The sequence below is a fragment of the Paenibacillus sp. J22P277 genome (assembly GCF_059383675.1).
The window spans coordinates 392,268-417,399 of sequence record NZ_JBXENS010000001.1 but is presented as its reverse complement, the minus strand read 5'-3'; the positions used below and the strand labels follow the sequence as shown (position 1 = coordinate 417,399).

Genomic DNA, 25,132 nt, shown 5'->3' with positions numbered 1-25,132 from the left:
TATTTGTTTTTCACTTCAAATTAAAGCGATAAATTTCCTTTATATGCAGACGAAGCCTAAAGCGAAAGCGAGGAGGGTGCAATTGGCGAAACCCAAAACGAAACCGCCGGCGCCAAGTACGAAGCCGCAGGACATGGAAGTCTCCACGTCCGAGCTGGCCGCAATCGTCGGCAAAACGCCGCAGTGGATACGCCAATTGACCCGCGATAAGGTTCTGAAGCAGATTGCCGGCACCCGGGGCAAGTACCTATTGGCCGAGGCGGTTCAAGCGTACTGCGAGCATGTCGCCGGCGGCAAGGAACAGGACGACCGGCCGCGCTTCATGGACGAGAAAACGGAGCACGAGCGCATCAAGAAGGAGAAGGCTTCGCTGGAACTCCTCGAAATGCAGGGTAAAATGCATCACGCGGAGGACGTCGAGGCCGTCATGAACGACATGCTCGGAGCCTTCCGGCAGCGGATCCGTGCCATTCCGATGCGTATTGCCCCTGAACTCGTCGGTGTTGCCGAGCTGAACGTCATCAAGGGCAAGCTGGTTGCCGCGACAGACGAAGCGCTCGCCGAACTGGCCGATTACGATCCCGAGCGGTTCGCGGAGGAGCGCGCAAGGACTGATCCTGATGTCGCAGAGTAGAAAACGAACGGCTTCCCTGTTCAGGCGCATCGCGCGCGCCGTCGCACCGCCGCCGCAGCTGACCGTATCCCAGTGGGCCGATGAGCACCGCCGGCTGTCATCGGAGGCATCGGCGGAGCCGGGGCTGTGGCGGACCGACAGGGCGCCGTATCAGCGCGGGATCATGGATGCATTGAACGATGACGAGACGGAGACGGTCGTCGTCATGTCTTCGGCGCAGGTCGGAAAGACGGAGATCGAGTTGAACGCCCTCGGGTATTACATTGACCAGGACCCGTCGCCGATCATGGTCGTGCAGCCGACGCTGGAGATGGCGCAAGCCTTCTCGAAGGACCGGCTGGCGCCGATGTGCCGGGATAGCCCGGCGCTGAAGAAGAAAATGGCGAACACCAAGTCGCGCGATGCCGGGAACACGATGCTGCACAAGACGTTCCCCGGCGGGCACGTCACCATGGCCGGGGCCAACTCTCCGGCTTCTTTGGCGTCTCGACCGATCCGCGTCGTGCTGCTTGATGAAGTGGACCGTTACCCAGTCTCCGCGGGCACGGAGGGCGACCCGGTTACGCTCGTGACGAAGCGGACCACGACGTTCCATAACCGAAAGCGCATCATGGTCAGCACGCCGACCGTCAAAGGCGCCTCCCGAATCGAGACGGCTTACGAGAACAGCAGCATGGAACAGTGGTGCTTACCTTGCCCCAGCTGCGAGGAGTTGCAGCCGCTTGAGTGGTCTCGAATTCAGTTCGAATCGATATCGATGGTCTGTCGGGGTTGCGGGTGCCTTCATTCTGAGCAGGAGTGGAAGGCCGGCATGCTCGCCGGCAAGTGGATTGCCCGGAAGGAAAACCGGAAGGTCCGCGGCTTCCATCTGAACGAGCTTGCGAGCCCGTGGAAGCATTGGGAGACCATCATCGAGGAATTCAAAGAGGCGAACCGCGGCGGCCCGGAAATGCTCAAGGCGTGGGTCAATACTTCACTCGGGGAGACCTGGGAGGAGAAAGGCGAGCGGCTAGACGAGGAAGCGCTGATGAATCGGCGGGAATTGTACCTTTCCGACGTGCCGGAAGGCGTCAAGATCCTCACGGCAGCCGTCGATACGCAGGATAACCGGTTTGAGGTAGAGGTTACCGGCTGGGGCGCGGGGCATGAGTCTTGGCGCATTCAGTACCATGTCATCTATGGCGATTTGAAGCAGACGCAGGTCTGGACGGACCTCGACGAGTTCCTACAGCGCAGCTGGCTGGACGGCGAAGGCCGCAGATTCCGAATTGCGACGACCTGCATGGACTCCGGCGGTCACTTTACCAACGAAGTCTATCAGTTCTGCAAGAAGCGTGAGGCGCGCCGAGTTTTCGCTATCAAGGGCGAGAGCTCCGGTGACGGCACGTATACGCCGTTGATCGCCGGAACCTCTACCAATAATCGCTATCGGGCGACCGTGGTGCGACTCGGCGTCGACGAAGGCAAATCGAAGGTGATGAGCTCGCTGAAGGTGCCGCTCGTGGACGAATTCGGGCAGCGAGTGAGCGGCTACTGCCATTTTCCTCTTACAACGCCAGAGAAGAACAGGGGCTACGAGCGGCAGTACTTTGATGGATTGACGGCGGAAGAGCTGCAGAAGCGGGTCCGTATGGGCGTCCCTTACTACGTTTGGGTCAAAATCAAAGCCCGAAACGAGCCGCTCGATTTGGCCGTGTACAACCGGGCGGCCATTGAGATGCTGAATCCGAATCTGGATGCACCGCTGCCGCCGGTTATGCGTGAAGGTGGACCTCCGCCAGCTCCACCGAAGAACAGGCGACGAGGTACAGACAGCAGCTTGTGACCCGATGAAGGAGGTGAAAAGGAAATTGCCGTTATATACCCTCGAACAGGCTCAGCAGCACCTTAACGCCTGGATCGCCGCCAACCTGGCAATATCGACCGGCCAATCATACACGATCGGGACGCGGTCGCTGACCCGGGCTAACGTGAAGGAAGTCATGGACCAGATTCGTTATTGGCAAGCTCAGGTCGATGCCTGCCAGCGGGCTGCGTCCGGGATGCCGGCTAAGCGAAAGGTCCGTCGGTATCTTCCGCTTGATCTATGAGCGAACGCACTTCTGGTTATGCAAAGGTTGGCCGCAGATATCCGGCCCCGGTAAGGAATCAGGGCTATGGCGATCACGGAGCAAGTCGGCGGAAGAAGTCGCTCAAGGAGTGGAACCCCGGAACCGGCGATGCCGACACCGACGTTCACGAAAACCTCGAGACGCTTCGGCCGCGGACCCGCGATTTATTCATGGGGGCTCCGCTTGCAACCGGGGCTATCAAGTCGCTTCGGACAAATGTCGTAGGTACAGGGCTTAAGCTTAAACCTACTCTGGACAAAAAGCTCTTGAAGCTTTCCGATGAACAAGCCGCCGCTCTGAAACGGAACATCGAACTTGAATTTGCACTATGGGCTGATTCAAAATATTGCGACTCATCTGGACTCCATAACTTTTATGAGCTCCAGCAGCTCGCTTTCTTGTCTTGGATGGTATCGGGCGACGTCTTCGCACTGCTGCCGCTTACGCCGGAGAAGCACAGCGTTTATGATTTGCGAATCAAGCTCATCGAGGCGGACCGCTGCAGCACGCCGGAGACAACGGATGTGAAAGGGAAAGACATCAAATACGGCGTTGAAGCGAGCGCGACCGGTCGTGTCGTCGCCTACTGGTTCTCTAGCACGCATCCCGGCGGCATCAATCATCTGAATGTCACGCCGCTAAAATGGACCCGTGTACAGGCTGTAGGTGACCAATCAGGCCGGCGCAATCTCTTGCATCTGATGGAGTCTGAGCGGCCGGAGCAGCGCCGAGGAGTTCCGATCCTTGCCCCGGTTATTGAAGCCTTAAAGCAGGTCGCACGGTATACGGATGCCGAGCTGATGGCCGCCGTGATTTCGGGGATGTTCACTGTTTTCATCGAGACTGAGGCGGACGATGCGGATCAATTCGGCTTGGCTGTTGAGACGCCAGGTTATGAGCAGCAGTACGCAAGCACCGTTGGAGAACCTCTCCCGTCATCTGCGGATCAGGATCTACGGCTAGGTAATGGCGCTGTCCAGTTTCTCGAAAAGGGCGAGAAGGCGACGATCGCTAATCCGGGCCGGCCGAACACTGCTTTTGACGGATTTGTGATGTCGATAGTGCGCCAGATCGGCGCCGCATTGGAACTGCCTTACGAGCTGCTGATTAGGCACTTCACAGCATCGTACTCGGCAAGCCGCGGTGCCCTGCTGGAAGCCTGGAAGATGTTCCGTATGCGACGCGCGTGGATGTCGGCGGACTTCTGCCAGCCAATTTACGAGGAATGGTTCGTGGACGCTGTCCTGAAAGGCCGGATCAATGCTCCCGGCCTCTTTGACGATCCGCTCATATTCAAAGCTTACACATCTGCAGAATGGCACGGACCGTCTCAAGGCCAGCTTGATCCTATTAAAGAGGCGACAGCGGCGAAGATCCGCGTCGAAGAGGGATTCAGCACGCGTGAACGAGAAACCGCGGAGCTTACCGGCGGCGACTTCGAGCAAAACCACGAGCAGCGCGTTCGAGAGGAAAGCATGCGCCGTGATGGTAAAGTGATACTCGGCAAAGGAGGTGAACAACAAAGTGCCAATGACAGCAAAGACAGCGATGAAGAAGACGACTCCGATATTCCAGGCAAAAAAGGTCAGCAATAGCGCCGCTGAGCTGACGATTTATGCACCGATCGAGGACGAGGAGTCCTGGTGGTACGACTCCGTGTCGCCGAAAGGCGTCATGCGTGCCTTGAAGAGCATGGGGAACGTCTCCGACATCACGGTCCGTATCAACAGCCCTGGCGGCAGTGTGTTCGCCGGATTGGCGATCTATCAATACCTGAAAGATCACAGCGCGACCGTGACCGTCCGAGTGGATGGCTTGGCAGCGTCAGCAGCGTCCATCATCGCCATGGCCGGCGACAACATCATTATGGGCACTGGGGCGATGATCATGATTCATAACCCTTGGACCATTGCGATGGGAGAGGCGAAGGACTTCCGGGAGACGGCCGATGTGCTGGATAAGATCGCGGTATCGCTCATCTCGGTGTACCAGGAGCGGACTGGGAAGGAAGGTGACGAGCTGAAGGCAATGCTCGATGCATCGACCTGGCTGACGGCCGACGACGCTATTACCAAAGGATTCGCTGACGAGGTGGATCGCAAGTTGAAAGTTTCGGCTTCCATCAGCAATGGGGTCGCGACTTTCAACGGCCACCGCTTCGATCTGCGGGCTTTCGCTTCCATACCTGAGCTACCGGAAGAAGCAGAGGACGAAGAAACGGAAGACGAGCACGAAGAACCAGCGCAACCAAGCGCGAAAGGAGACGATATCGTGAATTTGGAAGAACTGAAAGCGAAATACCCCGATATTTACAAGGCTGCATTCTCCGAGGGCGAGAACGCGGAGCGTTCTCGGATCTCGGCGCTGAATGCGCTGGCTGATGCCCCGGGAGCCGCCGACATCGTCGCCAAAGCAATTGCAGACGGTAAGACGGCCGCCGAAGCTGCCGTTGAGATTGTCACGGCTTCGAAACAACGCATGGTGACGGAAGCAGCAGCACGGACCTCTGATGCTGCCGCCAGCAATGCCGCCGCTGTGCCTGCGGAAGGTCCGACGCCGACGCCTAGCGCGGAAGCCACATCGCAGGCTGAGGCTGATGCAATCGCAGCTGAAATGAAAAAGATCAGAGGAGGTAAGTAATCATGCCTATCCAACCGTATACAGTCGATGGATTTGACAACCTGATTGCCGGAATGGTCCAGGACGTCGTCACCCAGTCCGTAATCATCAGCACGGGAGCGCCATCGGTATTCCAGCGCGGCGCTGTTCTTGCGCGTACTGGCTTCGCCACCGACGGTACTTGGCTTTGCACAATCGTCAATTCTCAAGCTGCAGGCACGCCGGACAAAGTTCCGGTAGCGGTCTTGGCGGATGCTGAAGTCGATGCGCGCTCGGTTGCAGTTCGGGCGACCGCATATGTACAAGGCGAATTCAACCGTGCTGCCCTTACATTCGGCGGCACCGATACAATCGCTACGCATGAAGCCGCCCTCAACAGCGCGAAGATCTATACCAAACGAGTAGTAGGATAAGGGGGAACCAACCAGTGGCATACAAAGACATTTATGCAGTCCCGACGCTTCTGAAGGTCATCGAGCAGGCTCCGGCTTCCAGCACGTACATCCTGGACACGTTCTTCCAAACTGGCGAGTCTTTCGACACGGAATGGGTCGAGATCCAGACCATGAGGGGTAAGCACCCGATCGCGCCGTATGTCTCCGAGCTGCAACCGGGCAAAGTTGTGTTGCGCACGGGCTTCCAAGCCAAGCAGTACAAGCCGGCCCTGATCAAACCGGCACGGCCAATCACGGTGAACGACCTGAAGGTCCGCCAGGCTGGCGAGAGCCTGATCAATCCGGAGTCGGCTGAATCTCGGGCTCGTAAGCTGATCGCTCGCGACCTTATTGAGCTGCAAGACACCATTACACGCCGGAAAGTCGAGCAGGCGGCGACGCTCATGTTTACCGGCAAGGTGACTCAGATCGGCGAAGGCGTCAGCAACGTAATTGACTACGACTTCACGAACAAAATCACGCTTTCCGGTACGGACCTGTGGAGCAATTCCGCTGCCGATCCGATCGCGTTCCTTGCAGGCAAACGGAAAGCGATCTTGGACGGAAACGCACCGACGCCTAATATCGTTCTGTGCGACTACAATGCAGCTGTCGCACTGATGCGGCACCCGAAAATCCTCGAGTTGGCGAAAAACGAGGGCGTAGACGTCGGCAACCTCGACACAACCCTGCTGCCAGACGGCGTAACCTACCATGGCCGCTTGCGGGATGTTGGCCTAGACATCTACTCTTACACGGGCACTTATACGGACGACACCGGCGTCGAGCAACCGTTTATCCCAGCTGGTTACATCGCCATTTTGTCCACGCGTGACAAATTCACGTTTCACTATGGCGCAAATATCATCATGGATCAGAAGACGGAGCAGTTCGTTTATGCCCGTGGCGAGATCATTCCGCAATCGTGGGTGACGGTCGAGCCTGCGCAACGCTGGCTGCAACTGCTCTCCCGTCCCCTGGCCGTGCCGGCTAACGTAAGCGGCTGGTATGTCGCGAAGGTCCTCTAAAACGAAGGGAGAAAACGGAAATGTCCTATATCGCTCTTGAAAGAGTCCTCCACAATGGAAAGAACTATGAGCCTGGGGATGAAATCTCCGGGCTTAAGAAAGACGAGGCGCAACGCCTTCTCGATTTGGAAGTGGTCGAGGAAAAAGCAGCTGCTAAACCGGAGAAAGACGAAGCCAAGGAGTAGGGCCGATGAACTTCCGAGACCAAATGGCACTCGACGTTCAATCAACCTTCCTTTGCCCGGACGAGTTCGCGACGGTTCATAACATCGACGGCCGCAGCGTCCGGGTCGTCGTGGAGAGCGACCAGGAAGGTACGCATATCTACAACGCTCATCCCCCTTCGTATGCGGAGGGGGTTTCTGTTCGTCAAATCATCTTCTATGTGGATCCGCTGGAATTACAGTACCGACCCGAAGAGGATCAGCAGATGGACTTTGACGGGCAGCTCTTCCTGGTAAAAGGCGCTGCTGACGAAGACGGCCTCTACAAGGTCACGATCGAGAGGAATGCTACATGATTCATTTCGAAACCTCCGCCCTTCGTCGCGCTATTCAAGAGCTCAAGAAGGACGATAAGGCCATTCGTACGGCATATTATTCCGCTCTCAACCGAGTTGCACAGCGGGTAAAGACCGAGGCTGGTCGCGAGGTTCGGAAGAAGTATTATGCGAAGGCAAAGGATATCAGCCGGAATGTCTCATTACGGCGGGGGAGCTTGAACAATCCGAGCTCTGAGGTCCGGTGGAAAAGCGGGAATATTCCGCTGATCCGGTTCCGGTCATCGCCGAGCAAGCCAATTGGATGGAAGAAGCCGCCGAAATACTTGAAAGCTGCTGTCCGGAAGAACGGATTGAAGCCTTTAAGGGGCGGATTCGTCGCTCAGGTAGGCAGCGGCGGGCATATCGGAGTATTTAAACGCCTTGGCCGAAAAAGGTTGCCGATCGAGGAGGTCTACGGTCCGGCAGCTCCTGTAATGATCAATGATCAAGGTGTCCTTGATTCGCTCACTGAAATCGCCAAAGAAGAAATGAGCAAACGGCTTGAGCACGAGTTGAAACGCAGGCTAGGGGAAGGGGGACCTATTTAAATGACGATTGTAATGCTTATGCGCGCGTTACAACGTCGGCTGATCGATGTGCTCGGAGCCGACGTTGGAGTGCATCTCTTTGCACTGCCGAAGAAGACAGCGACCACTGTGAAGGCGCAAGAATCGCGTTTTGATTTCGTCATCATCGTGCCTTCGAAGGGCAATGATTCGGCTGACGATGAGGGAGCAAGCGCGCATTTATCGGTAATATTCGGCGCACAGTCTGAGGGTTATGACAACGGCGGTGCGGAAGAAGTATTTCATCTCATGGAAAAGGTCCGACTCGACTTGCTTACCCGGCGGACACTCGATGCTCGATATCGTTTGGAGGATTACGACTGGGAATTCTTCGACGTCGGCCAGCCGCAGCCAGAGTGGTACGGTGAGGTCCGGTTGAGATGGATTCTCCCGTCAATCCTCGAGGAGGTGAAAGGGATTTGACCAAAGCGAAACCAAAAAAGGAGCCGCCATCGATTACACAGCAGATCTATGTCGGACCGAGTTTAAGCGACGGGTTGCTGACGCAATTCCACGTCTTCAAAAACGGGATTCCGGAGCATCTGAAGACGTTGCTCGCTGCTCATCCCGAAATCGAGCTGCTGATCGTGGATCTCGATAAGCTGAACGAAACGAGAGTGCTGATCGAGACGGTTGGCACGCCTCAGCACGAAGCCAATGAGGTTATGAAAGGAGTCTGATCATGGAAAGACACGGAATTGAAATCACCGAGGCTCCGACACCTACTGTCAGCGTCAATACCAGCGCGTTCCCGACGGTCCCGGTCATCTTCGGAACCGCGCCGGTGCATTTGTCCAAACGTAGCTCCGCCCCGGTGAATGAGCCGGTGCTGGTCCTTAACCGCCAGGAGGCAGTTGACGCGTTCGGATACAGCGAAAATTGGTCGAGCTTTACGCTTTGCGAGAGCATCGACACGATTTTCAACCTGTACGGGCAATCGCCGGCCGTACTGATTAATGTGCTCGATCCTTCGGTGCATAAGCTTACGATTGCTCCGGCCGACATGACCGTCACCTCGGGAGCCGTGGCGATCAATGTAGAAGGAGCGCTGAAGGCGGGAATCGTTGTCAAGAACCAGGGAGGCACGACCACCTACACCGAGGGTACGGACTTTACGCTTGGGTACAACGCCGCGGGCAAACTGGTCGTCACGGTAAAGGCCGGCGGAACCATCCCGACCAACGTGACGACGCTCAAGATCGGCTATGACAAGGTGAGCTCCGATGCCGTTACGACCGCGGATCTGATCGGTGGCGTCGATTCCTCGAACGGTAATGCGACCGGATTGGAATTGATCAATCAGATCTTCCCGCGCTTCGGTCTCGTTCCCGGGCTGCTGCTTGCGCCTGGATACACGAATGACCCGATCCTCGCTTCCGTCATGGCCGCGAAGGGGAGCAATATCAACGGGCATTTCAAGGCGCAAACGCTCGTGGACCTCGATGTCGAGGACATCAATTCCTATGCCGACGCGCCGGCGTGGAAGAACGCCAACAGCATCGGGTCGGAATTCCAGATCCCGGGCTATCCGCGGTTGTCTTTCGGCGGGAAGGTGTACAATTTCTCTTCCCATCTGGCCGCGGCGATCATGGCGACGGATGCTGCGAACAACGGCATTCCATACGTCTCCGCGTCGAACCAGGCGCTGAAGGTTGACGGTGTTGTGCAGAAGGGCGGCATCCCGCTGTTCTTGGCGCCGGATCAGGCGCAGTACCTGAATGCCAACGGTATCATGACGGCGCTCAATTTCGTCGGGAACTTCCGCTCTTGGGGCAACCGCACCGCGGCTTACCCTGTCGAGACGGACCCGGTCAAGGCGTTCATTCCCATCCGTCGCATGATGAACTGGATTTCGAATCAGATCATCCTAACGTACTGGCGCTATGTCGACGCGCCCCTCAACGCTCGCCTGATCGAGACGGTTACGGACAGCATTAACATATGGCTGAACGGGTTACAGGCAGCCGGAGCGATCCTCGGCGGCCGGGTGGAGTTCAACAAGAGCGAGAACAACGACGCCGATCTGATGGATGGTCGGGTGAAGTTCCATCTCTACGTGACTCCGCCAGGGCCAGCGCAAGAGATCAGCTTTGTTCTCGAATATGATCCGCAATATCTGCAAGGGCTCTTCCCGACAGCCTAAGAAAGGAGTGTGAAATAAATGAACCGCGCTCTGATTTCAGAGAAGTTTAATGGAATGTCGGCTTACATGAACGGAAATGAGTTTTTGGGTATTTCCGATGAAGTAACACTTCCAAGCTTCGAAGCTTTAACGACGACTATATCCGGTGCCGGTATTCCTGGAGAATATGACAGCATCTCTCCAGGTAACTTCAGTAGTCTGACGTGTGGTTTTACGTGGAGGACAATTGAGCGAAATGCAGTACGCCTGCTTTCTCCCGTAAGACACGCCCTAGATTTCCGTGGTTCGATGCAGGTGTTTGATAATATTTCCGGCAGCATAAAGGAAGTTCCAGTACGAATTGCTATTCGTGGGATGGCTAAAAAGCTCGATCTCGGAAAGCTTGTGACGAACGGAACTTCGGATACTTCCAATGAATTTGAAGTGTCCTATGTGAAAGTCATGATCGATGGACAGACTCTCCTTGAATTCGACAGATTCAATTATATCTTTAAGGTCAACGGCGTGAATTATTTAGAGCAGCGCCGTAACAACCTTGGAATGTGAGGGATGACATGAGCGAAGAAAACAAGCAAGCAGAAGTGGCCGACGAGAGGGTTTATACCCTGCGTCGGCCTTTTAAGTTTGAAGAGAGGGAAATCACGACGCTGACATTGGATTTCGACCGGCTGACTGGCGAGGACATTCTCCAAGCTGAGCGCCGTTTCGTCGCCGAATCGAATATCAAGGGATTGGTGAAAGAGACGTCCAAGGCTTACCAGGTTTACATTGTAGCAGCTGCGGCTGGCGTTCCTGTCGAACTGATCTGCGCATTACCGGCGCGAGATTTTACGTCTTTGACTCTGGCGGCACAAGGTTTTTTGCTCTATTAGGGATGGACGGTTCTCGGGAGCGTTCTATCCGAGAATGGTTCATCTCTTTAGCCAGAAAGACGTTGTCGCCGGTGCACTACTACACCAATATGCCAATCCTCGAGGCGATCGAATGGAACATTGCTGCGAATAACGTCGGTGGAGGTGATCAGCAGTAATGTCGAAAGATTACGAGTTAGCGTTTAAGCTCAATGCCGAATTAGAGGCGAAATTTTCGCGGACGTTTACGGATGCCGAGAAGAAGATCAGCTCCCTAGAGCGTAAACTCCATGATCTTGAACAAGTCGGGTCGGGAGGGTTTGGCAAGAGCATTATCCGCGGCATTACATCAATCGGCAGCGCTGCTGGTCTTGCCGCCGGGGTAGCTATAGCCGGTGGGATTTACGTAGCCGGGTCACAGATTAGCGATTCAATTCATAAGGCGATGGACTTCGAAGCTCAAATGGCGTCAATCAAAGCATTGACCCAGGCTTCAACTGTTGAAATGGCCAGAATGCAGACGCTCGCTCTACAACAAGGCGCGAGAACGAAGTACACGGCCCTTGAAACGGCGCAGGCGATTGAAGAATTAATTAAATCCGGCTTGACTCCGGCCGCTGTGGAAGCAGGCGGACTAGATGCAGCACTGAATCTCGCTACGGCTGCAGGATTAGATTTGTCAGAGGCATCCTCGACGATGGCGACTTCTCTTAATGCGTTTAAGAAGGACGCAATATCCGCCGCCGAAGTTTCTGACATTTTGGCAGGGACAGCTAACGCCGCGGCGACGGATGTACATGAACTTGGTTATGCTCTTGCTTCAGGTGGAGCTGTAGCCAATATGGCTGGACTATCCTTTCGAGACTTCAATACCGCCATTGGTCTGATGTCAAATGATGCATTAAAGAGTGGGTCGGATGCCGGCACAAGTTTTAAGAGCATGTTGATGTATTTGCAGCCACAGACGGCGAAAGCGGCCAAGCTTTTCAATCAGCTTGGCATCGGGGTCGGGAAGGCGAACAAGTTCTTCAACAAAGGCAAGATCAAGGACATCGCCGGAATCGCCGAAGTGTTACACGATGCCTTCGCGGGTATGGACGAGCAAACCATGACCGACAAGATGATGGAGATGTTCGGTACAGATGGAGTCAAAGCGGCATCATCGCTTTTTAAAGCTGGATCTAAGGGAGTCAAACAGTTTCAACGGGACATGTCCAATGTCACTGCGCTCAAGGTAGCTACGGACAAGATGAATGGCGCAAAGGGCTCAGTCGAGCAATTCACCAGCGCGATCGACACACTGAAATTGTCTGCGCTGCTCCCCACGATGCCGATTATCAGTAAACTGGCCAACGCCGCATCCAGATTCGTTACATCGAATATTCCTCAAATACAAAGCTCTATGGAATCGGCATCTGCTGCTGTTGAGAAGTATTTCGACACACACTACTTGAACAATAAGGATTTTAATTCACGTACGCTGTATGGAAAGGTCGACTTCATCATTAACGATCTTTGGGATGCGTTCGATACATGGTGGGACGGTGGTGGCGAGGATCAAGTCGGAGGAGTTACATCCGAGGTCGTTGGCTTTATGACGAAATCTCTCGAAGCTTCTACACCTGCGTTCGTCAGCATAGGGTTTAAGCTTGGTCAAGGTATTCTGCAAGGCATAGCCCAAGGCATAAAGGACGGATCGGCGGACCTGATTTCGAAAATTCCGATTTTCGGAAGATTCATTGACGGCGAGAAGAAGTTGGACAGCGTCTCGAGCTTCATTGAACGCGCTGAAAACTCCGACCCGAACAAGCCTCTGCTCGGCGAGACCACACTTAGCGGCGGGGATGGCGACGGTGGTGGAAGCTGGGCCCACAAAATGTTAGGCAAGATAGGGTTGCGTGGCGACGGCGGCCGGGTCACTTCGCCGGAGGTGTCCTGGATTGCTGAACGCGGAACGCCTGAGTGGGTCATACCAGAGAACAATTCATCTCAATCTCGTGGAATGTGGGCGGCGGCCGGCCGGAACATGGGGTTGCTCCCCTCTTCCGATGGCGGACAGCCCATTGTCATTCACAATAATCCATCTATTGTCATCCAAGGAAATGCAGACGAAGCATCAATCAAGGCCGCTCTTAATGCAAGCAATGCGGAATTGGAACGCAGAATAGAAGCAATCTTGGCTCGGAAGAAGAGGGTGAGCTTTGCACAATGACCTATAGAACAATTCAAGGCGATACCTGGGATGGTGTCGCCTTTAAAGTTTACGGGAAAGAGACGCTCATGCCGCTTCTCATCAATGCAAATCCGAATTATTCGGACACGGCAGTGTTCAGCAGCGGGATCCTACTTGAAACGCCGCCGGCACCGATCGAATATACATCGAGCCTGCCGCCATGGAAGCGCGGTGATGGTAGATGACACAGCTTGCTCGTCGCGCTGATCTCCAGGTGAACTACAATGGCAAAGATATCTCGGAGTCGCTGGCGCAATCGCTTCTCTCCTTGACATACACGGATGCACCTAGTGGGGATATTGATGACCTGCAGATCACACTGGAAGATCGGGAACGCCTTTGGCAAGGCGATTGGAGTCCGACGGAAGGCGATACGATCGATGTCCGACTGAAAACCATTAACTGGCTCGGACCGAATAAATTCGAATTGTTCCCATGCGGAACGTTCGAGGTTGACACGCTTGAAATGAGCGGGCCGCCGGATCAGGTCACGATCGGCGCCTTGTCGCTGCCGGCGGGCACGGGCGTGCGCCGGGAGAAGAACACGCGGTCATGGGAGAAGGTTACGTTGAAGTCGATTGCCGCAGACATCGCGAAGCGCGCGAAGCTGAAGCTATTGTACGAGTTTGACGAGAATCCAACCTATGAACGGGTCGATCAGACCGAACAGGCGGACCTCCCGTTCCTCTTCGCGCAATGCCAGCAGGAGGGCGTCGCCGTGAAGATCGCGCACGGGAGCCTGATCCTATTTGACGAACGTGAATACGAGCAGCAGGCTCCTGCCCTTACGATTCCCCGCGGTGCTGGCGTCATCTCTTATTCATTCAATTGGAGCGCTACAGACGCGGCTTATCGCGCATGTCAGCTGACGTACTGGGATTCGAAGACGGATAAGAATCTTCAGGTGCTCTATACGCCTCCCGGGGCGCCGTCGGCAGGCCCGGTCCTCAAACTCAACGGCGAGAGCGCATCTTCGCAGGCAGAGGCGTTGCGGATCGCGCGAAACCAGCTGCGGGAGAAAAACAAGAATTATGGCCGAGCCTCGCTGACGCTCCCGGGAGATCCCCGGATGTCAACCAGCCTGACGCTGCTGCTCAGCGGCTGGGGGCGGTTTGACGGGAAGTACATTATTGATAGCGCGGTCCATACTGTGGATCCAAACGGGTACGGGACCAGAATCGAATTGAGGAAGGTGCTGGGATGGTGAACAACTTGATTCGCGTCGGCGTTGTTTCCTCGACCAACCCGGCCGCCGGCTCCGTGCGGGTCGCGTTTCACGACCACGATGACCAGGTTAGCGCAGAGCTGCCAGTGATCGTCCAGAATGGCTGCTATTCGATGCCGTCGGTAAACGATCGAGTGCTTTGTGTCTTTCTCGGAGACCGACTCGGAACCGGCTTCGTCCTCGGCACGTTTTATAACGCGGCTCAGGCGCCACCCTCGACGAATGCGGCGCAAAGCGGTGTTTGGTTGGAGGATGGGAGCCACGTCTATTTCGATCGCTCAGCGGGCGTCCTGCGCATTCATGCGGCGGGCGGCGTCGAGATTACCGGCGGGCTGACGGTTGACTCGATTTCCTATCCGGGAGGGAGCATACCGTGAACAAGATCGGAGCACTTGGAAACATCGTTTTTGTCGTAAGCGAGGAAGCGATTCGTACCTTCTCAGGGCTTTCCCGTACGACTGCAGGACGTTGGGCAAAACACGACGTCCTCGGCAGCAAGCCGTTGACTCAGCGGGTCGGCCCGGGGCTGGATACAATCAGCTTCAATATGCGGTTTGACTGGTCGCTCCGAATCAACCCGCGAAAGGAACTCGATGCCCTTGTTGATCTCGAGCGAGACGGGCGCGCTGTCCCGCTCGTCATCGGGGGCAAGCCTCTTGGAGTAGGACTTTGGGTCGTTACAAGCGTGGTCCAAAACTGGGAAGAGGTAGATAGTAGCGGATTCTTGGCGAGGGCGTCAGCAAACGTTTCGATCGAGGAATACGTACGGGAGGTTAAACGATGACCATTACAATCGGCGCTAATGGCGCGGCCGAGATCGTGCAGAACGTGGAGTTGATCATCTCTACGCCGAAGGGTTCGGTGCCGCTGGACAGGAACTTCGGAATCGACTACACGGTCGTCGACCAGCCGATTCCGGTCGCGAAGGCGCTGCTCGCCGCGCAAGTCTTGGAAGCTGTGCAAACCTACGAACCGCGCGTACGGGTTTCGGAAGTGACGTTCGATCCAGAAGAAGAGCTCAACGGCGTGCTGAAACCGCGAGTGAAGTTTGAGCCCGTAGAAAGCGAGGGATCCTCTGATGGCCCTGGTTGATTTACCCGATATCCAAATGGTAGACGAAGACGTCGCGAAAACGCTGGCGAATATGATAACCGTATACGAGGCGCTCACTGGCCGGACGATCGCTCCGGGAAATCCAGAGCGCCTATTTTTAAATTCGCTTGCCACAATAATTGAACAGCAGCGGGCGCTGATCAACAAGGTCAGCAAAGCGACGCTGCTCAAATACGCAGCTGGCCCTTGGCTCGATCATCTCGGCGCTTTCAGCCATACTACCCGGTTAGCCGCTGAGGCCGCGTTCACGATTCTCCGATTCACCTTATCCGCTCCGCAGTCTTCGGTCATCACAATACCTGCCGGGACGCGCGTAAGCACGCAGACGGAGCCGAAGATGTATTTCGCGACGAACAAGACCGTTACGATCGCGGCGGGCGGTACGGCGGTGGATGTGTCCGCGACATGCACGACCGACGGGGTTCCAGGGAACGGCTTTATTGCCGGCCAGATTAATCAGCTTGTCGACAGCAACCTTCCCTTCGTTTCCGGAGCAGTAAATACGACGGCGAGCGGCGGAGGCGCGGACGTAGAATCGGACGAGGCGTTCCGCCAGCGGATCTATGAATCGCCGGAGTCCTTCTCGGTAGCCGGCCCGGAAGGAGCGTACAAATATTGGGCGAAGTCGGCAAACGTGGCAATCATCGACGTCGCTGTTTTGTCGGCATCGCCCGGCACGATTGAAATATCACCTCTGCTCGCCGGCGGGGTTATTCCAAGTGCCGAGATACTGAGTGACGTCGCCGCGATTTTTACCGATCGCGCAATCCGGCCAATGAACGACTATGTGACCGTGGTCGCGCCAGCGACGCAGGCGTACACGATCACCTATGCGTACTTTATTGAGCGCGGCCGGGCGGCGGAGGAAGCCGCGATCCAAGCCGCGGTGCAGCAAGCGGAAGCGGAATTCATTGTATGGCAGAAGAACAAATTGGGACGCGATATCAACCCGTCGGAGCTGGTCCGCAGGCTGATGGTGGCCGGGGCATACCGGGTCAACCTGACGAGCCCGGCATATACGGCCGTTGACGAAACCAAGATCGCGGTAGCCGGTACCGTTACGCGCACATATGGGGGGCTGGTCGATGATTAATCTCGCGAATGTCAGTCTTCTTGATCTGTTGCCGCCGAATCTCGCTGCGGATCCGACAATCGCCGCGGCGGCCCGCGCGATTGACGCCGAGCATCAGGCAACGACGGCCATGATCGCGCAGCTCAGCATCTTCGACCATCTTGACTCGCTCACGGATGAAGAGGCCGACGAGCTGGCTTGGCAATTCCACGTTGATTTCTACGACCAGTCGCTGCCGATCGAGCGCCGGCGGGAGCTGATCAAGAACAGCCGCAGATGGCATCAGACCAAAGGGACGCCCGCGGCCGTCGAGGAGCTTATTCAGACCGTCTTCGGTGACGGCGAGGTCGAGGAATGGTTCCAGTACGATGGGGAGCCGAATATGTTCCGGGTCATCTCGAGCAACACGGCGATCAGTGACACGCAGGCGCAGCAGTTCATTGCTGCCCTGGACTCGGTCAAGCGGAAAAGCTCCCATTTGGAGGCTATCATTTTGACGGAGACATCGGAGCTGCCGATGTATTTCGGCTTCGCGGTCCATACCGGCGATCACATTACGTTGAAACAGGAAGGGGCTTGATTATGGGCGTATTCAACGGCCTCAAATTGACGAACAAGGGTATCGCCCTGCAGGCGAAGCTGGCCGCGGGCGGCACCCTTCACTATAACCGGATGGCGATGGGTGACGGCGCGCTGTCCGGTCCGATCGAGTCGATGACCGCAATGGTCAATCAAAAAGCGACCCTCAATATCGTCAAAGTTACGACACTGCCAGGCGGGAAAGCCGTTGTCGGCGTGAAAATGAATAACGCCGCCATTGGCACGGGGTTCTATTTCCGTGAGCTCGGTGTCTTCGCGCAGGATCCTGACGAAGGCGAGATTCTGTACCTGTACGGGAACGCCGGTTCAAGCGCTGATTTCATCCCTCCCGGTACCGGTGGCAGCGACGCGATCGAGAAATATATCGACGTCCTTACGATAATCGGCAATGCCAGCAGCGTGACAGCAACGATTGATACGTCCCTGGTGTTCGTGACGATCGACGAGTTTCAGGCGCATACGTCGGCGGCTGTGCTCGATCACCCGGACGGGTCGGTTAAGACGCAGCATCTTTCTGGCAGCGCAGTAACGACGGATAAGATTACGCCGGGAGCCGCAACCGATTCGGTCATCGGTAATCGGTCCGTGGATGACACGATTTCAGCTGCATCAGGAGCGGATACCCCGACGCGCCTCTGGTCAAAGCTCGCAAACATGATCAAGCGAATCACGGGCAAGTCGAACTGGTACACCGCGCCGGCCAGAACGTTGGAGGATTTGAACTCGCATATCGGCTCGAGCGGAACGACGGCGCATGCTGTCGCCACAACTTCAGTGGCCGGCTTTCAATCGGCAGCGGACAAAGCGAAGCTCGACGGCATCGCCACTGGCGCGACCAATTATGTGCATCCCTCTGGAGACGGAAATATGCACGTTCCCGCGACCGGCACGACGAACAGTGCCAAGGTTTTGAAGGCGGGGTCAACGGCGGGGAGTGCGGCATGGGGGAACGTTGCCTTCTCGGAGTTGACGAGCAAGCCGACGACGTTGGCCGGCTATGGCATTACGGATGCGATTCGTACGCGGGTAAATAACGGGGCGCTTGAATTTTGGGACGGAACGGGGTGGCAGGCAGTGGGCGGATTGCTATACAGAGCAAGCAGCACGGTACAAAGAACGGACGCGACCGAACGATTATCGACCGGCTCGGGACAACTCAAGCTAGTTTCTATTTTCTTCGCGGCCCATCCGGGTGAAATTCGAGTCGCCTTCGACATGAAACCAGTCGCGTCCGGGTCGTCTCCTACGACGAGCCTTTACGTTATCGCGGATTCGGGACAAATGTTGAAAGGCGGGTCGAGCACATTGGGCTATGCCGCGCCGAGCGTCAACACGTCCATTTCAAAGAATGGCTCAGGTAGCGTAATCCTGCCGTTGGACACTTTGACGCCTATCGGAACGGAAATGCCGGACAGCAACGTCATTGCGGATGGACTAGGGAATCAGAGCGACGGCGACATGGCAACGAATAATTACTCGGTATCGCAAGTCAATTTGGTCCAAACGGCAGGCAACGGGTATTCTTCCTATTCGTTCATCATGCGAGTGCTCAAGCCTGGGCCAATATATCTGGCGCTTCGAGCTCGGGCGAATGGTACGAACGGAAACGGCGTTGGGGTCGGTGCAGGAATTAAGAATATCTCATATCAATATGACATTGTAGGGGGCGGTTAATATGTTTGCGATTCTGATTGATAACGGTACGGTGGTGGGCGTCCTTCCTGATTACACAGAGGATATCGAGATTCTCAAAGAGTTCGTCGTCGTCGAGGAGCTACCGGCCGCTGTAATCGACCTGCCGAGCGGCTACGGCGTATTGTACGACGGAACGGATTTCTACCGGTTCGAATATCCGAAGCCGTCGAAGACGCCAGAGCAGATTCAAATCGAGCAGCTACAGGCAGATAATGCAGATTTGACCTCCCGGCTTTCAGACGTTGAGCTCGCGCTTGCCGACATCTTCGCGGGAGGAGGTGAGTAACCCATGGCGAAACCAATGTACCAGATCCGCATCATCGCGAATGCATGCATTACACGATTCACTGCGAGTGAAGGCGACATCGATTCGATCGTCAGCAGCTACAACTTGGCGGAAGCTGATCGCGAACTTGTTCTTGCAGAAGTCTACACGAAACGGCCGGACATCGCTCCGGCAGCTGAGGGCTCCGCGTAAGCGGGGCTTTTTTATTTGACCAAAGAAAGGATGATTGTCAGGATGATCAAAGAAACAGGATCGACGATCTTTACAGCAGCAATCGGAGCAACCGGAAAAGAAACGGCGCTCGGGACGACCGCAGCAGCTGTCGGATTGGTTTTGTCTCAGTGGCTTGGCGGCTGGGATATGGCGCTCAAAGTGCTGCTGGCCCTCATGCTCGCCGATTACGCAACGGGCGTCCTCGGAGCGGTAAAGACGAAAACGCTGAACAGCGATATCATGTTCTGGGGTGGAATCCGGAAGATCACCGTCCTCTTCGTCGTGGGCTTGGCTGCCATGCTGGACGACTGGATGCAGACCGGTGCGCCTATCTTCCGCACGGCGGCGATTTACTTTTACGGCGGACGCGAAGGTTTGTCCGTTGTCGAGAACCTGGGGACACTTGGCGTTCCGTTGCCGAGTCAAATCAAGAGCTTTTTGCAGCAACTCGCTGAAAAAGGCGACGGGAAGGATGTGACCGACAATGCAGGCAAAGGGTCCGACAAATCTTAAGGTCATCGACGTCTCGCATTACCAGAACGACCGCGGTAAGATCGATTGGCCCGCGGTCAAGGCTGACGGCGTCGCAGGGGCGTTTATCAAGGCGACGGAGGGAAAGACGGGCATTGACCTGAAATTCGCCGATAACGCGACAGGCGCCCCCGCCGCGGGCCTCGCGATGGGCTTCTACCACTACGCTCATCCGGAACTGAACAGCGCCTTGGCGGAGGCGGCGCACTTCGCCAAAACGGTCAAAGGTTTCGACGCCGACTTCCCGCATGCGTTGGACGTGGAGGGGCAGGCATCGAAGATTGGCGCGGAGGCGCTGACGACATGGTGCGTCGCGTGGCTGCAGGAGGTCGAGCGGCTTACGGGGCATCCGGCGATGATCTATTCCGGCGGTAGTTTCGCGCGCTCCTACCTGGGCAAGGCGCTCGGTAAATGGTCGCTCTGGATCGCGCATTACGGGGCGACGACGCCGATGGCGAATAGCACATGGTCGCAGTGGGCTGCGTTCCAGTATACATCGAGCGGGGCTATTGACGGCATCGTCGGGAATGTCGACGTCAATGCAATGGAGAAAGCCTTCTTCGACAAGTATGCCGGGGTGCCGGGGATCCCGCAGCCGACGGCCGAGGACACGATCAAGATCGTGGTCAACGATAAGTTGGTCGCGTATGGCCGGATGATTGACGGCCATGTCTATCTCCCGCTGCGGCAATTGGGCGACGCGCTCGGCGTCTCGGTCGAGTGGCGAGCAGCAGAGGCGACGCCATACGTCGACGGCAAGGTAGTTACGGCCTTCAAATTGATCGACGGCCGCACTTACGTCGGCATCCGGTCGGCGGCGGAGCTGCTGGGGGGCTTGGTTTCGTGGGATGGCCTCACGCAGAAGGTATACCTATACAAGTAAAACGAAACCCCGCGGGCGCTTTGTGCCTGGCGGGGTTTTTGTCGTTCTATGTGCTTATGCTTTCTTCTCCATATCAACACGGATTTTCTGCAGAACCAGCAATATTTCACCGAGTCCAAGTACGATCAAGCTGAAGAACACCGAGGGGTAAAGAGAGCGGTCGAAGAAGAAGGTCAGTAGAAGGCAGAGGATAAAGCTACAAAATCCAGCAATCGTTAAAAACTTTCCAGTGGGATGGGACATTGCAATTTCACGCCGCAATTCCAGATCTTCACGATCGTATTGTTCCTTCTTCGTTTCGGTATTCGTAACAGATTCCAATGACATATTACCCCTCCTACAAATGTCCTAATTTTCTCCAGTGTATCACGATCATACCTTACCGGGAATTGAAATTTCCAGTTTGACGTTTTTGTTTCCTGTATATTACAATTGGACCATCTTTATTACAGGGGGAGTAGGTTGGATGCCGAATATACAGGAAGAAGAAATTCCCGAAAAATATCGGGGGCGGGGCAAACTATTGGAAGACATTAACCCCAGAGTGTGCTACCACTGTCACGGTGTTAGATATGAAGAAATTGTGTTAGACGGCAAGTATTATTTCCATGCTTCTTGTTTAGAACAGATCTCAATTGATCCATTAAAGAAAGAGATTCTTTTTAAAGTCTTAGATGAACACTTTGATAATTGGGGCTGGACAGACAACATTTTCAAATATGTGAGTCAATGTATCGGCGATGCCCCGGTTCTGAAATACAAAGTAACAACACCTAAAGGGTGGCTATATATTTACACTCTCTTCTCGACGAGCGTAAAAATTATTAAGTTGCCTTATGAGGCTGACGACGACTATGAAATCGAGGTTATAAGTTTGAAATCGCTCGACGAAATCAATTCATTTTTGATGTCTGAGGATGTAAGTCGCGGGGGTTAACCCGCGACTTTTGTTTTGATACGGTACATAAGCGTCCGCACAACCTTCCGAAAGCTCCGCTTCTTCTCCTGCCGGAAGACCACTTCCACCTTCGTCGGCTTGCTGATCACGTACGGCTGCCCATTTTTCATACCGATCACAACTCGCTTCATGCTATCACCTCAGCGGTTTATTGCGGGGCTTCCCGCGACGAACGCACTCCCCGTGCGATCGTTTCTGCCAGTAGCTAGCTGGCTTCATCGGGCGGATTTTCTGAGATTTATCTTGGGAACACATTCCGCAAATATGATTATGCTTTTCGGCCGAATTATAGTTCTTATGGCAAATAACACAAGTCCTTTCATATAGCCACGGTTTGAGTGGCGGGTTGAACTTTAGCTTCATGGTTTTCCTCCGTTCGATACGGGACGCGGCAGCCGGGTAATGAACCGCGCATAGCCGTCCTTGTTCTTAATCAGGTTCAGACTGTGGTACCGCGGCAGCTTCAGCAGATCCTCTTCCTGATACGGATAAAGCTCGCTCTTGAGCTCGTCAAAATTCTTCTTGTCGCACCCGGCGATCAGCATATAGCTCGCATTAGCCGAACGCAGCTCGTCGCGGATGTGCTTGATCTGGTTCAGGTAATGCGCGGAGATGATCGGCTTGAGCCCGAACTTCGCGTACTGGCTCAGCTTGCTGCGCATGAACTGCTCCGTATGCTGGACCTGATAAAGCTCGTCGACGACCAGATTGACCTTGACGTATTTGGAGCGGTCGCCGGCCAGCCGCTTGCTGCGCATCTGGAGCGCGAGCCATATCTTTGTGCTCCAGTAGGTCGTATAGACGTCGCGCTCCCCATCGGTCCCGAACATGTCGGAAGGCATCCGGATACAGATCAACTGATTTTTCTGCATCTCTTTGACGAGGTCCACGTTGCCCGCGGTGCCCTTATCAAGCATGCGCTCCATATACGCGTTCTGCTCGAGCTGGTTGAGCCGATCGATGATCCCGACGACGTACGTGTCCTTGGTACCGACGATGGCGCCTGTTTTGTTGTCGCGTTCGTTGATCTCCCCGAGCCAGCGGATGTATTTCCGCAGGTTGTCAGCCTGCGGCCGCGGGACGGCGCTAATCAGGCGCGCGCGGACCTCATGGTCCTGCAGGCAGTCGAACACGTCCCGCACGCTGCCGCCGCTGATGAAGGCGACCAATGAGGCGCTGACAAGGTACCGCTGCATCTTGGCCGACAGCTTCGTTTCCTCCGCGTTAATCGAATTGACCAGCGTTAGCAGCTGCGTCGTCTGCTTTTTGGCATTGTCGTAGGCTTCGAACGGATCCGCGCTGACGCCAACCTCGTTATACCCGATCCCCTGAATCTTCCGGATATCGCCGCACTCAATAATCAGCGTCTGCTCCGGCGGGATCGCCGCGGCCACCTCGCGGCTCAACTCGCATTGTCCGACGAAATCGAAGATAATCACGCACTCGCCGGCGCCGATCCCATCGCGGCTCAGGTTGCCGATCAGCGTCGACTTGCCCGCCCGCGTTGGGCCGATCAGGACGGTCGTTAGGTTGCGGAACTCCCGGTCGTCGGATAGATATGCCATTTGTCCATTCCCCCTGTAAATATTTTCTCCGATGCACATGACGCCTTCCTTGAGATCGTCCGGCACTTCCGTCTCCTGCGTCTCGACCCGGTCCATGAAGCTGTACCGCTCGAGCAGATCCCGGCCTGCGAGCGCAATGAAGTTTTGCGCCTCCTGATCGCCGACCTTGTTCCGGCTCGCGCGGATGTCGCGGTCCGTGAATAGGAACTGCCGGCGGAAGGGGCGGTACTGCAGCTGATTGTCGTCGCTGATCGTATCGAACGACTGTGCCAGGCTGCGCGCCGCGTTCCGCTGCCGGAGTACGTCGGAGCTCTCGGCCATGACGACGATCTGCGTGTCGATGATGGTTGCCCGGGCCTTCTTGGCCGTGTTCTCGCTGACCCGGCTGGCGCCGTGCAGACGGTCGATTAATCCCTCGAGCACGTCGCTGCCGCCGGCGGCCGACTTCCGGCCGTTGCTGAGAGATTCGGCGATCTCGCGGAAGATGGCGTTCCCAGCGGCCAGCAGATACTTGGCGGCGTAGGCGAGGCCCATCTTGTTCCGCTCGACCGGCAGCCGGCGGTTCACCTTGTCGATCGTCGCCTTGTAGAGATGCCGCCAGCTGATCTGGCTGCCGGGGATGAAGTTATAGAAGATCCCCAGCCGGTCGCCTTCCTCCAGCAACTCGACAGCGTTTAGATTGCTGTTCAGCAGATCGTTGCTCCGCCGGTCGACGGCCAAGCTGAGCGGATCTTCTTTCTCATAAAGCAGCTCATAGCGCGCGGCCCGCGGCCCGAACTGCGGCAACTCCTGCACTTCCTCGATCGTCACCGCGCCCCATACATCCGACATCTTCTCCCGCAGAAAGCCGAGGTGCTGCCGCGGCACGATGAAATAGAATTCGACCTTGCGCTGCTCCATGTAGACGTAATAGGCGACCTTGGCCGGCAGCGTGTAGCGGTATCGGGTCCCGAGAATGAATTCCCGGCCGAATGCCCGGATCAGTTTGTGCTCCTCGATCTTGACGTTCGCGAGCGCCGTCTTGTAGAGCGCGGCAATCGCGCGGGCGATTTTGTCGGTTCCCTGGTTCCGGACGGCGTTGTTCGGCTTGATCCGAAGGAAAGCATATTCCGGCTGCGTCACCTGCAGCACTTTGGTCAATGGAATGCCTTTCATGATGCGCCGCCTCCCAGCAGCCGTATGAGCGAGTACACGCCGAACACAAGTCCAGACCAGCGGTACCCGCTGCGCAGCCCTAGCACGCCGAGAATGATAAGCACGCTGCAGCTGATCAGCCCGATGCCATAGCTCAGGTCGAGCAGGATCATGCCGGCATCGTGAAGCCAGTGGAGGACGTGATTCGTCATGCTGTGGGCGATGTACTTCGTGATCGGTCCGGCGGCCGTGTGCTGGAGGAACATCGTGGCCGGACCCTTGACGCCGAGAATAGAGGGGCCGGCGATCTCCCCGGAGAAATGCTGGACGGCATCGACTAGGGATGCCGGATCCGCGGCGTGGCCGTTGTGAATCAGTCCGAAGTGAAGGTGCGGGCCGGTACTATGCCCCGTGTTCCCGCTGAAGCCGAGCAGGTCGCCGGCCGCTACGTGGTCGCCCTGGTGGACGCTGACACTGTTCAGGTGACCGTATACATGGACATCACCATCAGCTGTCCGGACGTAGACGCCATTGCCAAGCCCGCCAGAGTGATGGACGACGCGTTCAATGGTGCCGCCTGCGATGCTATGCAGCTCCGTGCCGTTCGGCATCGCCAGGTCAACGCCGGTGTGCATCCGGCCGTCGCGGACCTCCTCGAATACGCCGTATTGTGATGAGATACGAAATTTCATCGGCA

Annotated in this window: 32 protein-coding genes; 29 read left to right on the top strand and 3 right to left on the bottom strand. The window is 56.0% G+C overall.

Going from position 1 to position 25,132, the window contains the following annotated elements; all coding sequences use genetic code 11:
- Positions 1-82 precede the first annotated feature (82 nt).
- The 28 genes from AC50YL_RS02190 to AC50YL_RS02055 all read left to right on the top strand — a co-directional run bounded on the left by AC50YL_RS02190 (position 83) and on the right by AC50YL_RS02055 (position 20,778).
- The gene (locus AC50YL_RS02190) at positions 83-634 is read left to right on the top strand and encodes a hypothetical protein (RefSeq protein WP_494828958.1); all 552 of its coding nucleotides are present in this window, start codon (positions 83-85) and stop codon (positions 632-634) included.
- Complete coding sequence (locus tag AC50YL_RS02185; RefSeq protein WP_494828956.1) at positions 621-2,459, top strand: phage terminase large subunit family protein; 1,839 nt, start codon at positions 621-623, stop codon at positions 2,457-2,459. Before AC50YL_RS02190 ends, AC50YL_RS02185 begins: the two co-directional genes overlap by 14 nt.
- On the top strand, positions 2,371-2,724 hold the full coding sequence (locus AC50YL_RS02180; protein ID WP_494828954.1) for a DUF6148 family protein: 354 nt from the start codon (positions 2,371-2,373) through the stop codon (positions 2,722-2,724). Before AC50YL_RS02185 ends, AC50YL_RS02180 begins: the two co-directional genes overlap by 89 nt.
- Entirely contained in the window at positions 2,721-4,340 is a 1,620-nt protein-coding gene (locus tag AC50YL_RS02175; RefSeq protein ID WP_494828952.1) for a phage portal protein, read from the top strand. The genes AC50YL_RS02180 and AC50YL_RS02175 overlap by 4 nt, the downstream gene beginning before the upstream one ends.
- Positions 4,294-5,385, top strand: coding sequence for a head maturation protease, ClpP-related (locus AC50YL_RS02170; RefSeq protein ID WP_494828951.1), 1,092 nt, complete (start codon positions 4,294-4,296; stop codon positions 5,383-5,385). The genes AC50YL_RS02175 and AC50YL_RS02170 overlap by 47 nt, the downstream gene beginning before the upstream one ends.
- A 2-nt stretch (positions 5,386-5,387) precedes the next feature.
- Positions 5,388-5,777, top strand: a complete 390-nt coding sequence (locus tag AC50YL_RS02165) for a hypothetical protein (RefSeq protein ID WP_494828949.1) — start codon at positions 5,388-5,390, stop codon at positions 5,775-5,777.
- A gap of 14 nt (positions 5,778-5,791) precedes the next feature.
- The gene (locus tag AC50YL_RS02160) at positions 5,792-6,826 is read left to right on the top strand and encodes a major capsid protein (RefSeq protein WP_494828947.1); all 1,035 of its coding nucleotides are present in this window, start codon (positions 5,792-5,794) and stop codon (positions 6,824-6,826) included.
- A gap of 20 nt (positions 6,827-6,846) precedes the next feature.
- Positions 6,847-7,011 (top strand): DUF7210 family protein, encoded by a 165-nt coding sequence (locus AC50YL_RS02155; RefSeq protein ID WP_494828945.1) that lies wholly within the window; start codon positions 6,847-6,849, stop codon positions 7,009-7,011.
- A 5-nt stretch (positions 7,012-7,016) separates the two neighbouring features.
- Positions 7,017-7,346: a hypothetical protein gene (locus tag AC50YL_RS02150; RefSeq protein ID WP_494828943.1), complete on the top strand. Its 330-nt coding sequence runs from the start codon at positions 7,017-7,019 to the stop codon at positions 7,344-7,346.
- Positions 7,343-7,915 (top strand): phage tail protein, encoded by a 573-nt coding sequence (locus AC50YL_RS02145; protein ID WP_494828942.1) that lies wholly within the window; start codon positions 7,343-7,345, stop codon positions 7,913-7,915. Before AC50YL_RS02150 ends, AC50YL_RS02145 begins: the two co-directional genes overlap by 4 nt.
- A complete protein-coding gene (locus tag AC50YL_RS02140) occupies positions 7,916-8,356 on the top strand; it encodes a hypothetical protein (RefSeq protein WP_494828941.1) in 441 nt (146 codons plus the stop codon).
- Entirely contained in the window at positions 8,353-8,613 is a 261-nt protein-coding gene (locus AC50YL_RS02135) for a hypothetical protein (RefSeq protein ID WP_494828939.1), read from the top strand. Before AC50YL_RS02140 ends, AC50YL_RS02135 begins: the two co-directional genes overlap by 4 nt.
- 2 nt (positions 8,614-8,615) lie before the next feature.
- Positions 8,616-10,076 carry a phage tail sheath family protein gene (locus AC50YL_RS02130; protein WP_494828937.1) on the top strand — a complete coding sequence of 487 codons (1,461 nt, stop codon included), beginning with the start codon at positions 8,616-8,618 and terminating at the stop codon, positions 10,074-10,076.
- A gap of 18 nt (positions 10,077-10,094) precedes the next feature.
- Entirely contained in the window at positions 10,095-10,622 is a 528-nt protein-coding gene (locus AC50YL_RS02125) for a phage major tail tube protein (protein ID WP_494828936.1), read from the top strand.
- An 8-nt stretch (positions 10,623-10,630) separates the two neighbouring features.
- Positions 10,631-10,948 (top strand): phage tail assembly protein, encoded by a 318-nt coding sequence (locus AC50YL_RS02120; RefSeq protein ID WP_494828934.1) that lies wholly within the window; start codon positions 10,631-10,633, stop codon positions 10,946-10,948.
- 157 nt (positions 10,949-11,105) lie between these two features.
- On the top strand, positions 11,106-13,139 hold the full coding sequence (locus AC50YL_RS02115) for a phage tail tape measure protein (RefSeq protein WP_494828932.1): 2,034 nt from the start codon (positions 11,106-11,108) through the stop codon (positions 13,137-13,139).
- Positions 13,136-13,345, top strand: a complete 210-nt coding sequence (locus tag AC50YL_RS02110; RefSeq protein WP_494828930.1) for a tail protein X — start codon at positions 13,136-13,138, stop codon at positions 13,343-13,345. The genes AC50YL_RS02115 and AC50YL_RS02110 overlap by 4 nt, the downstream gene beginning before the upstream one ends.
- Complete coding sequence (locus AC50YL_RS02105) at positions 13,342-14,367, top strand: phage late control D family protein (RefSeq protein ID WP_494828928.1); 1,026 nt, start codon at positions 13,342-13,344, stop codon at positions 14,365-14,367. Before AC50YL_RS02110 ends, AC50YL_RS02105 begins: the two co-directional genes overlap by 4 nt.
- Entirely contained in the window at positions 14,361-14,762 is a 402-nt protein-coding gene (locus tag AC50YL_RS02100; protein WP_494828926.1) for a phage baseplate assembly protein V, read from the top strand. The genes AC50YL_RS02105 and AC50YL_RS02100 overlap by 7 nt, the downstream gene beginning before the upstream one ends.
- A complete protein-coding gene (locus AC50YL_RS02095) occupies positions 14,759-15,169 on the top strand; it encodes a phage tail protein (RefSeq protein ID WP_494828924.1) in 411 nt (136 codons plus the stop codon). Before AC50YL_RS02100 ends, AC50YL_RS02095 begins: the two co-directional genes overlap by 4 nt.
- Entirely contained in the window at positions 15,166-15,477 is a 312-nt protein-coding gene (locus tag AC50YL_RS02090) for a GPW/gp25 family protein (RefSeq protein WP_494828922.1), read from the top strand. Before AC50YL_RS02095 ends, AC50YL_RS02090 begins: the two co-directional genes overlap by 4 nt.
- Positions 15,464-16,591, top strand: a complete 1,128-nt coding sequence (locus tag AC50YL_RS02085; RefSeq protein WP_494828920.1) for a baseplate assembly protein — start codon at positions 15,464-15,466, stop codon at positions 16,589-16,591. Before AC50YL_RS02090 ends, AC50YL_RS02085 begins: the two co-directional genes overlap by 14 nt.
- Positions 16,584-17,150 (top strand): phage tail protein I, encoded by a 567-nt coding sequence (locus AC50YL_RS02080; protein WP_494828919.1) that lies wholly within the window; start codon positions 16,584-16,586, stop codon positions 17,148-17,150. The genes AC50YL_RS02085 and AC50YL_RS02080 overlap by 8 nt, the downstream gene beginning before the upstream one ends.
- Before the next feature lie 2 nt (positions 17,151-17,152).
- Positions 17,153-18,844: a phage tail-collar fiber domain-containing protein gene (locus AC50YL_RS02075; RefSeq protein ID WP_494828918.1), complete on the top strand. Its 1,692-nt coding sequence runs from the start codon at positions 17,153-17,155 to the stop codon at positions 18,842-18,844.
- A 1-nt stretch (position 18,845) separates the two neighbouring features.
- Positions 18,846-19,151, top strand: coding sequence for a hypothetical protein (locus AC50YL_RS02070; protein WP_494828916.1), 306 nt, complete (start codon positions 18,846-18,848; stop codon positions 19,149-19,151).
- Between the two features lie 3 nt (positions 19,152-19,154).
- Positions 19,155-19,343 carry a hypothetical protein gene (locus AC50YL_RS02065; RefSeq protein ID WP_494828915.1) on the top strand — a complete coding sequence of 63 codons (189 nt, stop codon included), beginning with the start codon at positions 19,155-19,157 and terminating at the stop codon, positions 19,341-19,343.
- A gap of 42 nt (positions 19,344-19,385) precedes the next feature.
- Complete coding sequence (locus tag AC50YL_RS02060; protein WP_494828913.1) at positions 19,386-19,877, top strand: phage holin family protein; 492 nt, start codon at positions 19,386-19,388, stop codon at positions 19,875-19,877.
- A complete protein-coding gene (locus AC50YL_RS02055; RefSeq protein ID WP_494828911.1) occupies positions 19,849-20,778 on the top strand; it encodes a GH25 family lysozyme in 930 nt (309 codons plus the stop codon). The genes AC50YL_RS02060 and AC50YL_RS02055 overlap by 29 nt, the downstream gene beginning before the upstream one ends.
- Positions 20,779-20,832: 54 nt before the next feature.
- On the opposite strand, the gene AC50YL_RS02050 is transcribed toward AC50YL_RS02055, so the two are convergent.
- Complete coding sequence (locus tag AC50YL_RS02050) at positions 20,833-21,105, bottom strand: hypothetical protein (RefSeq protein WP_494828909.1); 273 nt, start codon at positions 21,103-21,105, stop codon at positions 20,833-20,835.
- A 139-nt stretch (positions 21,106-21,244) separates the two neighbouring features.
- Here AC50YL_RS02050 and AC50YL_RS02045 point away from each other — a divergent pair, with 139 nt between their 5' ends.
- A complete protein-coding gene (locus AC50YL_RS02045) occupies positions 21,245-21,715 on the top strand; it encodes a hypothetical protein (RefSeq protein WP_494828907.1) in 471 nt (156 codons plus the stop codon).
- Positions 21,716-22,095: 380 nt separating this feature from the next.
- Here the strand turns inward: AC50YL_RS02045 and AC50YL_RS02040 are convergent, their stop codons facing one another.
- On the bottom strand, positions 22,096-24,456 hold the full coding sequence (locus AC50YL_RS02040; protein ID WP_494828905.1) for a hypothetical protein: 2,361 nt from the start codon (positions 24,454-24,456) through the stop codon (positions 22,096-22,098).
- Positions 24,453-25,127, bottom strand: a complete 675-nt coding sequence (locus AC50YL_RS02035; protein WP_494828904.1) for a M23 family metallopeptidase — start codon at positions 25,125-25,127, stop codon at positions 24,453-24,455. Before AC50YL_RS02035 ends, AC50YL_RS02040 begins: the two co-directional genes overlap by 4 nt.
- Positions 25,128-25,132 lie beyond the last annotated feature (5 nt).

Bases quoted from the DNA above. Each gene is read 5' to 3' on its own strand.
- AC50YL_RS02185 (WP_494828956.1), top strand. From the start codon at position 621: ATGTCGCAGAGTAGAAAACGAACGGCTTCCCTGTTCAGGCGCATCGCG.
- AC50YL_RS02180 (WP_494828954.1), top strand. From the start codon at position 2,371: ATGCACCGCTGCCGCCGGTTATGCGTGAAGGTGGACCTCCGCCAGCTC.
- AC50YL_RS02175 (WP_494828952.1), top strand. From the start codon at position 2,721: ATGAGCGAACGCACTTCTGGTTATGCAAAGGTTGGCCGCAGATATCCG.
- AC50YL_RS02170 (WP_494828951.1), top strand. From the start codon at position 4,294: ATGAAGAAGACGACTCCGATATTCCAGGCAAAAAAGGTCAGCAATAGC.
- AC50YL_RS02165 (WP_494828949.1), top strand. From the start codon at position 5,388: ATGCCTATCCAACCGTATACAGTCGATGGATTTGACAACCTGATTGCC.
- AC50YL_RS02155 (WP_494828945.1), top strand. From the start codon at position 6,847: ATGTCCTATATCGCTCTTGAAAGAGTCCTCCACAATGGAAAGAACTAT.
- AC50YL_RS02150 (WP_494828943.1), top strand. From the start codon at position 7,017: ATGAACTTCCGAGACCAAATGGCACTCGACGTTCAATCAACCTTCCTT.
- AC50YL_RS02145 (WP_494828942.1), top strand. From the start codon at position 7,343: ATGATTCATTTCGAAACCTCCGCCCTTCGTCGCGCTATTCAAGAGCTC.
- AC50YL_RS02140 (WP_494828941.1), top strand. From the start codon at position 7,916: ATGACGATTGTAATGCTTATGCGCGCGTTACAACGTCGGCTGATCGAT.
- AC50YL_RS02130 (WP_494828937.1), top strand. From the start codon at position 8,616: ATGGAAAGACACGGAATTGAAATCACCGAGGCTCCGACACCTACTGTC.
- AC50YL_RS02125 (WP_494828936.1), top strand. From the start codon at position 10,095: ATGAACCGCGCTCTGATTTCAGAGAAGTTTAATGGAATGTCGGCTTAC.
- AC50YL_RS02120 (WP_494828934.1), top strand. From the start codon at position 10,631: ATGAGCGAAGAAAACAAGCAAGCAGAAGTGGCCGACGAGAGGGTTTAT.
- AC50YL_RS02115 (WP_494828932.1), top strand. From the start codon at position 11,106: ATGTCGAAAGATTACGAGTTAGCGTTTAAGCTCAATGCCGAATTAGAG.
- AC50YL_RS02110 (WP_494828930.1), top strand. From the start codon at position 13,136: ATGACCTATAGAACAATTCAAGGCGATACCTGGGATGGTGTCGCCTTT.
- AC50YL_RS02105 (WP_494828928.1), top strand. From the start codon at position 13,342: ATGACACAGCTTGCTCGTCGCGCTGATCTCCAGGTGAACTACAATGGC.
- AC50YL_RS02100 (WP_494828926.1), top strand. From the start codon at position 14,361: ATGGTGAACAACTTGATTCGCGTCGGCGTTGTTTCCTCGACCAACCCG.
- AC50YL_RS02090 (WP_494828922.1), top strand. From the start codon at position 15,166: ATGACCATTACAATCGGCGCTAATGGCGCGGCCGAGATCGTGCAGAAC.
- AC50YL_RS02085 (WP_494828920.1), top strand. From the start codon at position 15,464: ATGGCCCTGGTTGATTTACCCGATATCCAAATGGTAGACGAAGACGTC.
- AC50YL_RS02080 (WP_494828919.1), top strand. From the start codon at position 16,584: ATGATTAATCTCGCGAATGTCAGTCTTCTTGATCTGTTGCCGCCGAAT.
- AC50YL_RS02075 (WP_494828918.1), top strand. From the start codon at position 17,153: ATGGGCGTATTCAACGGCCTCAAATTGACGAACAAGGGTATCGCCCTG.
- AC50YL_RS02070 (WP_494828916.1), top strand. From the start codon at position 18,846: ATGTTTGCGATTCTGATTGATAACGGTACGGTGGTGGGCGTCCTTCCT.
- AC50YL_RS02065 (WP_494828915.1), top strand. From the start codon at position 19,155: ATGGCGAAACCAATGTACCAGATCCGCATCATCGCGAATGCATGCATT.
- AC50YL_RS02060 (WP_494828913.1), top strand. From the start codon at position 19,386: ATGATCAAAGAAACAGGATCGACGATCTTTACAGCAGCAATCGGAGCA.
- AC50YL_RS02055 (WP_494828911.1), top strand. From the start codon at position 19,849: ATGCAGGCAAAGGGTCCGACAAATCTTAAGGTCATCGACGTCTCGCAT.
- AC50YL_RS02050 (WP_494828909.1), bottom strand. From the start codon at position 21,105: ATGTCATTGGAATCTGTTACGAATACCGAAACGAAGAAGGAACAATAC.
- AC50YL_RS02045 (WP_494828907.1), top strand. From the start codon at position 21,245: ATGCCGAATATACAGGAAGAAGAAATTCCCGAAAAATATCGGGGGCGG.
- AC50YL_RS02040 (WP_494828905.1), bottom strand. From the start codon at position 24,456: ATGAAAGGCATTCCATTGACCAAAGTGCTGCAGGTGACGCAGCCGGAA.
- AC50YL_RS02035 (WP_494828904.1), bottom strand. From the start codon at position 25,127: ATGAAATTTCGTATCTCATCACAATACGGCGTATTCGAGGAGGTCCGC.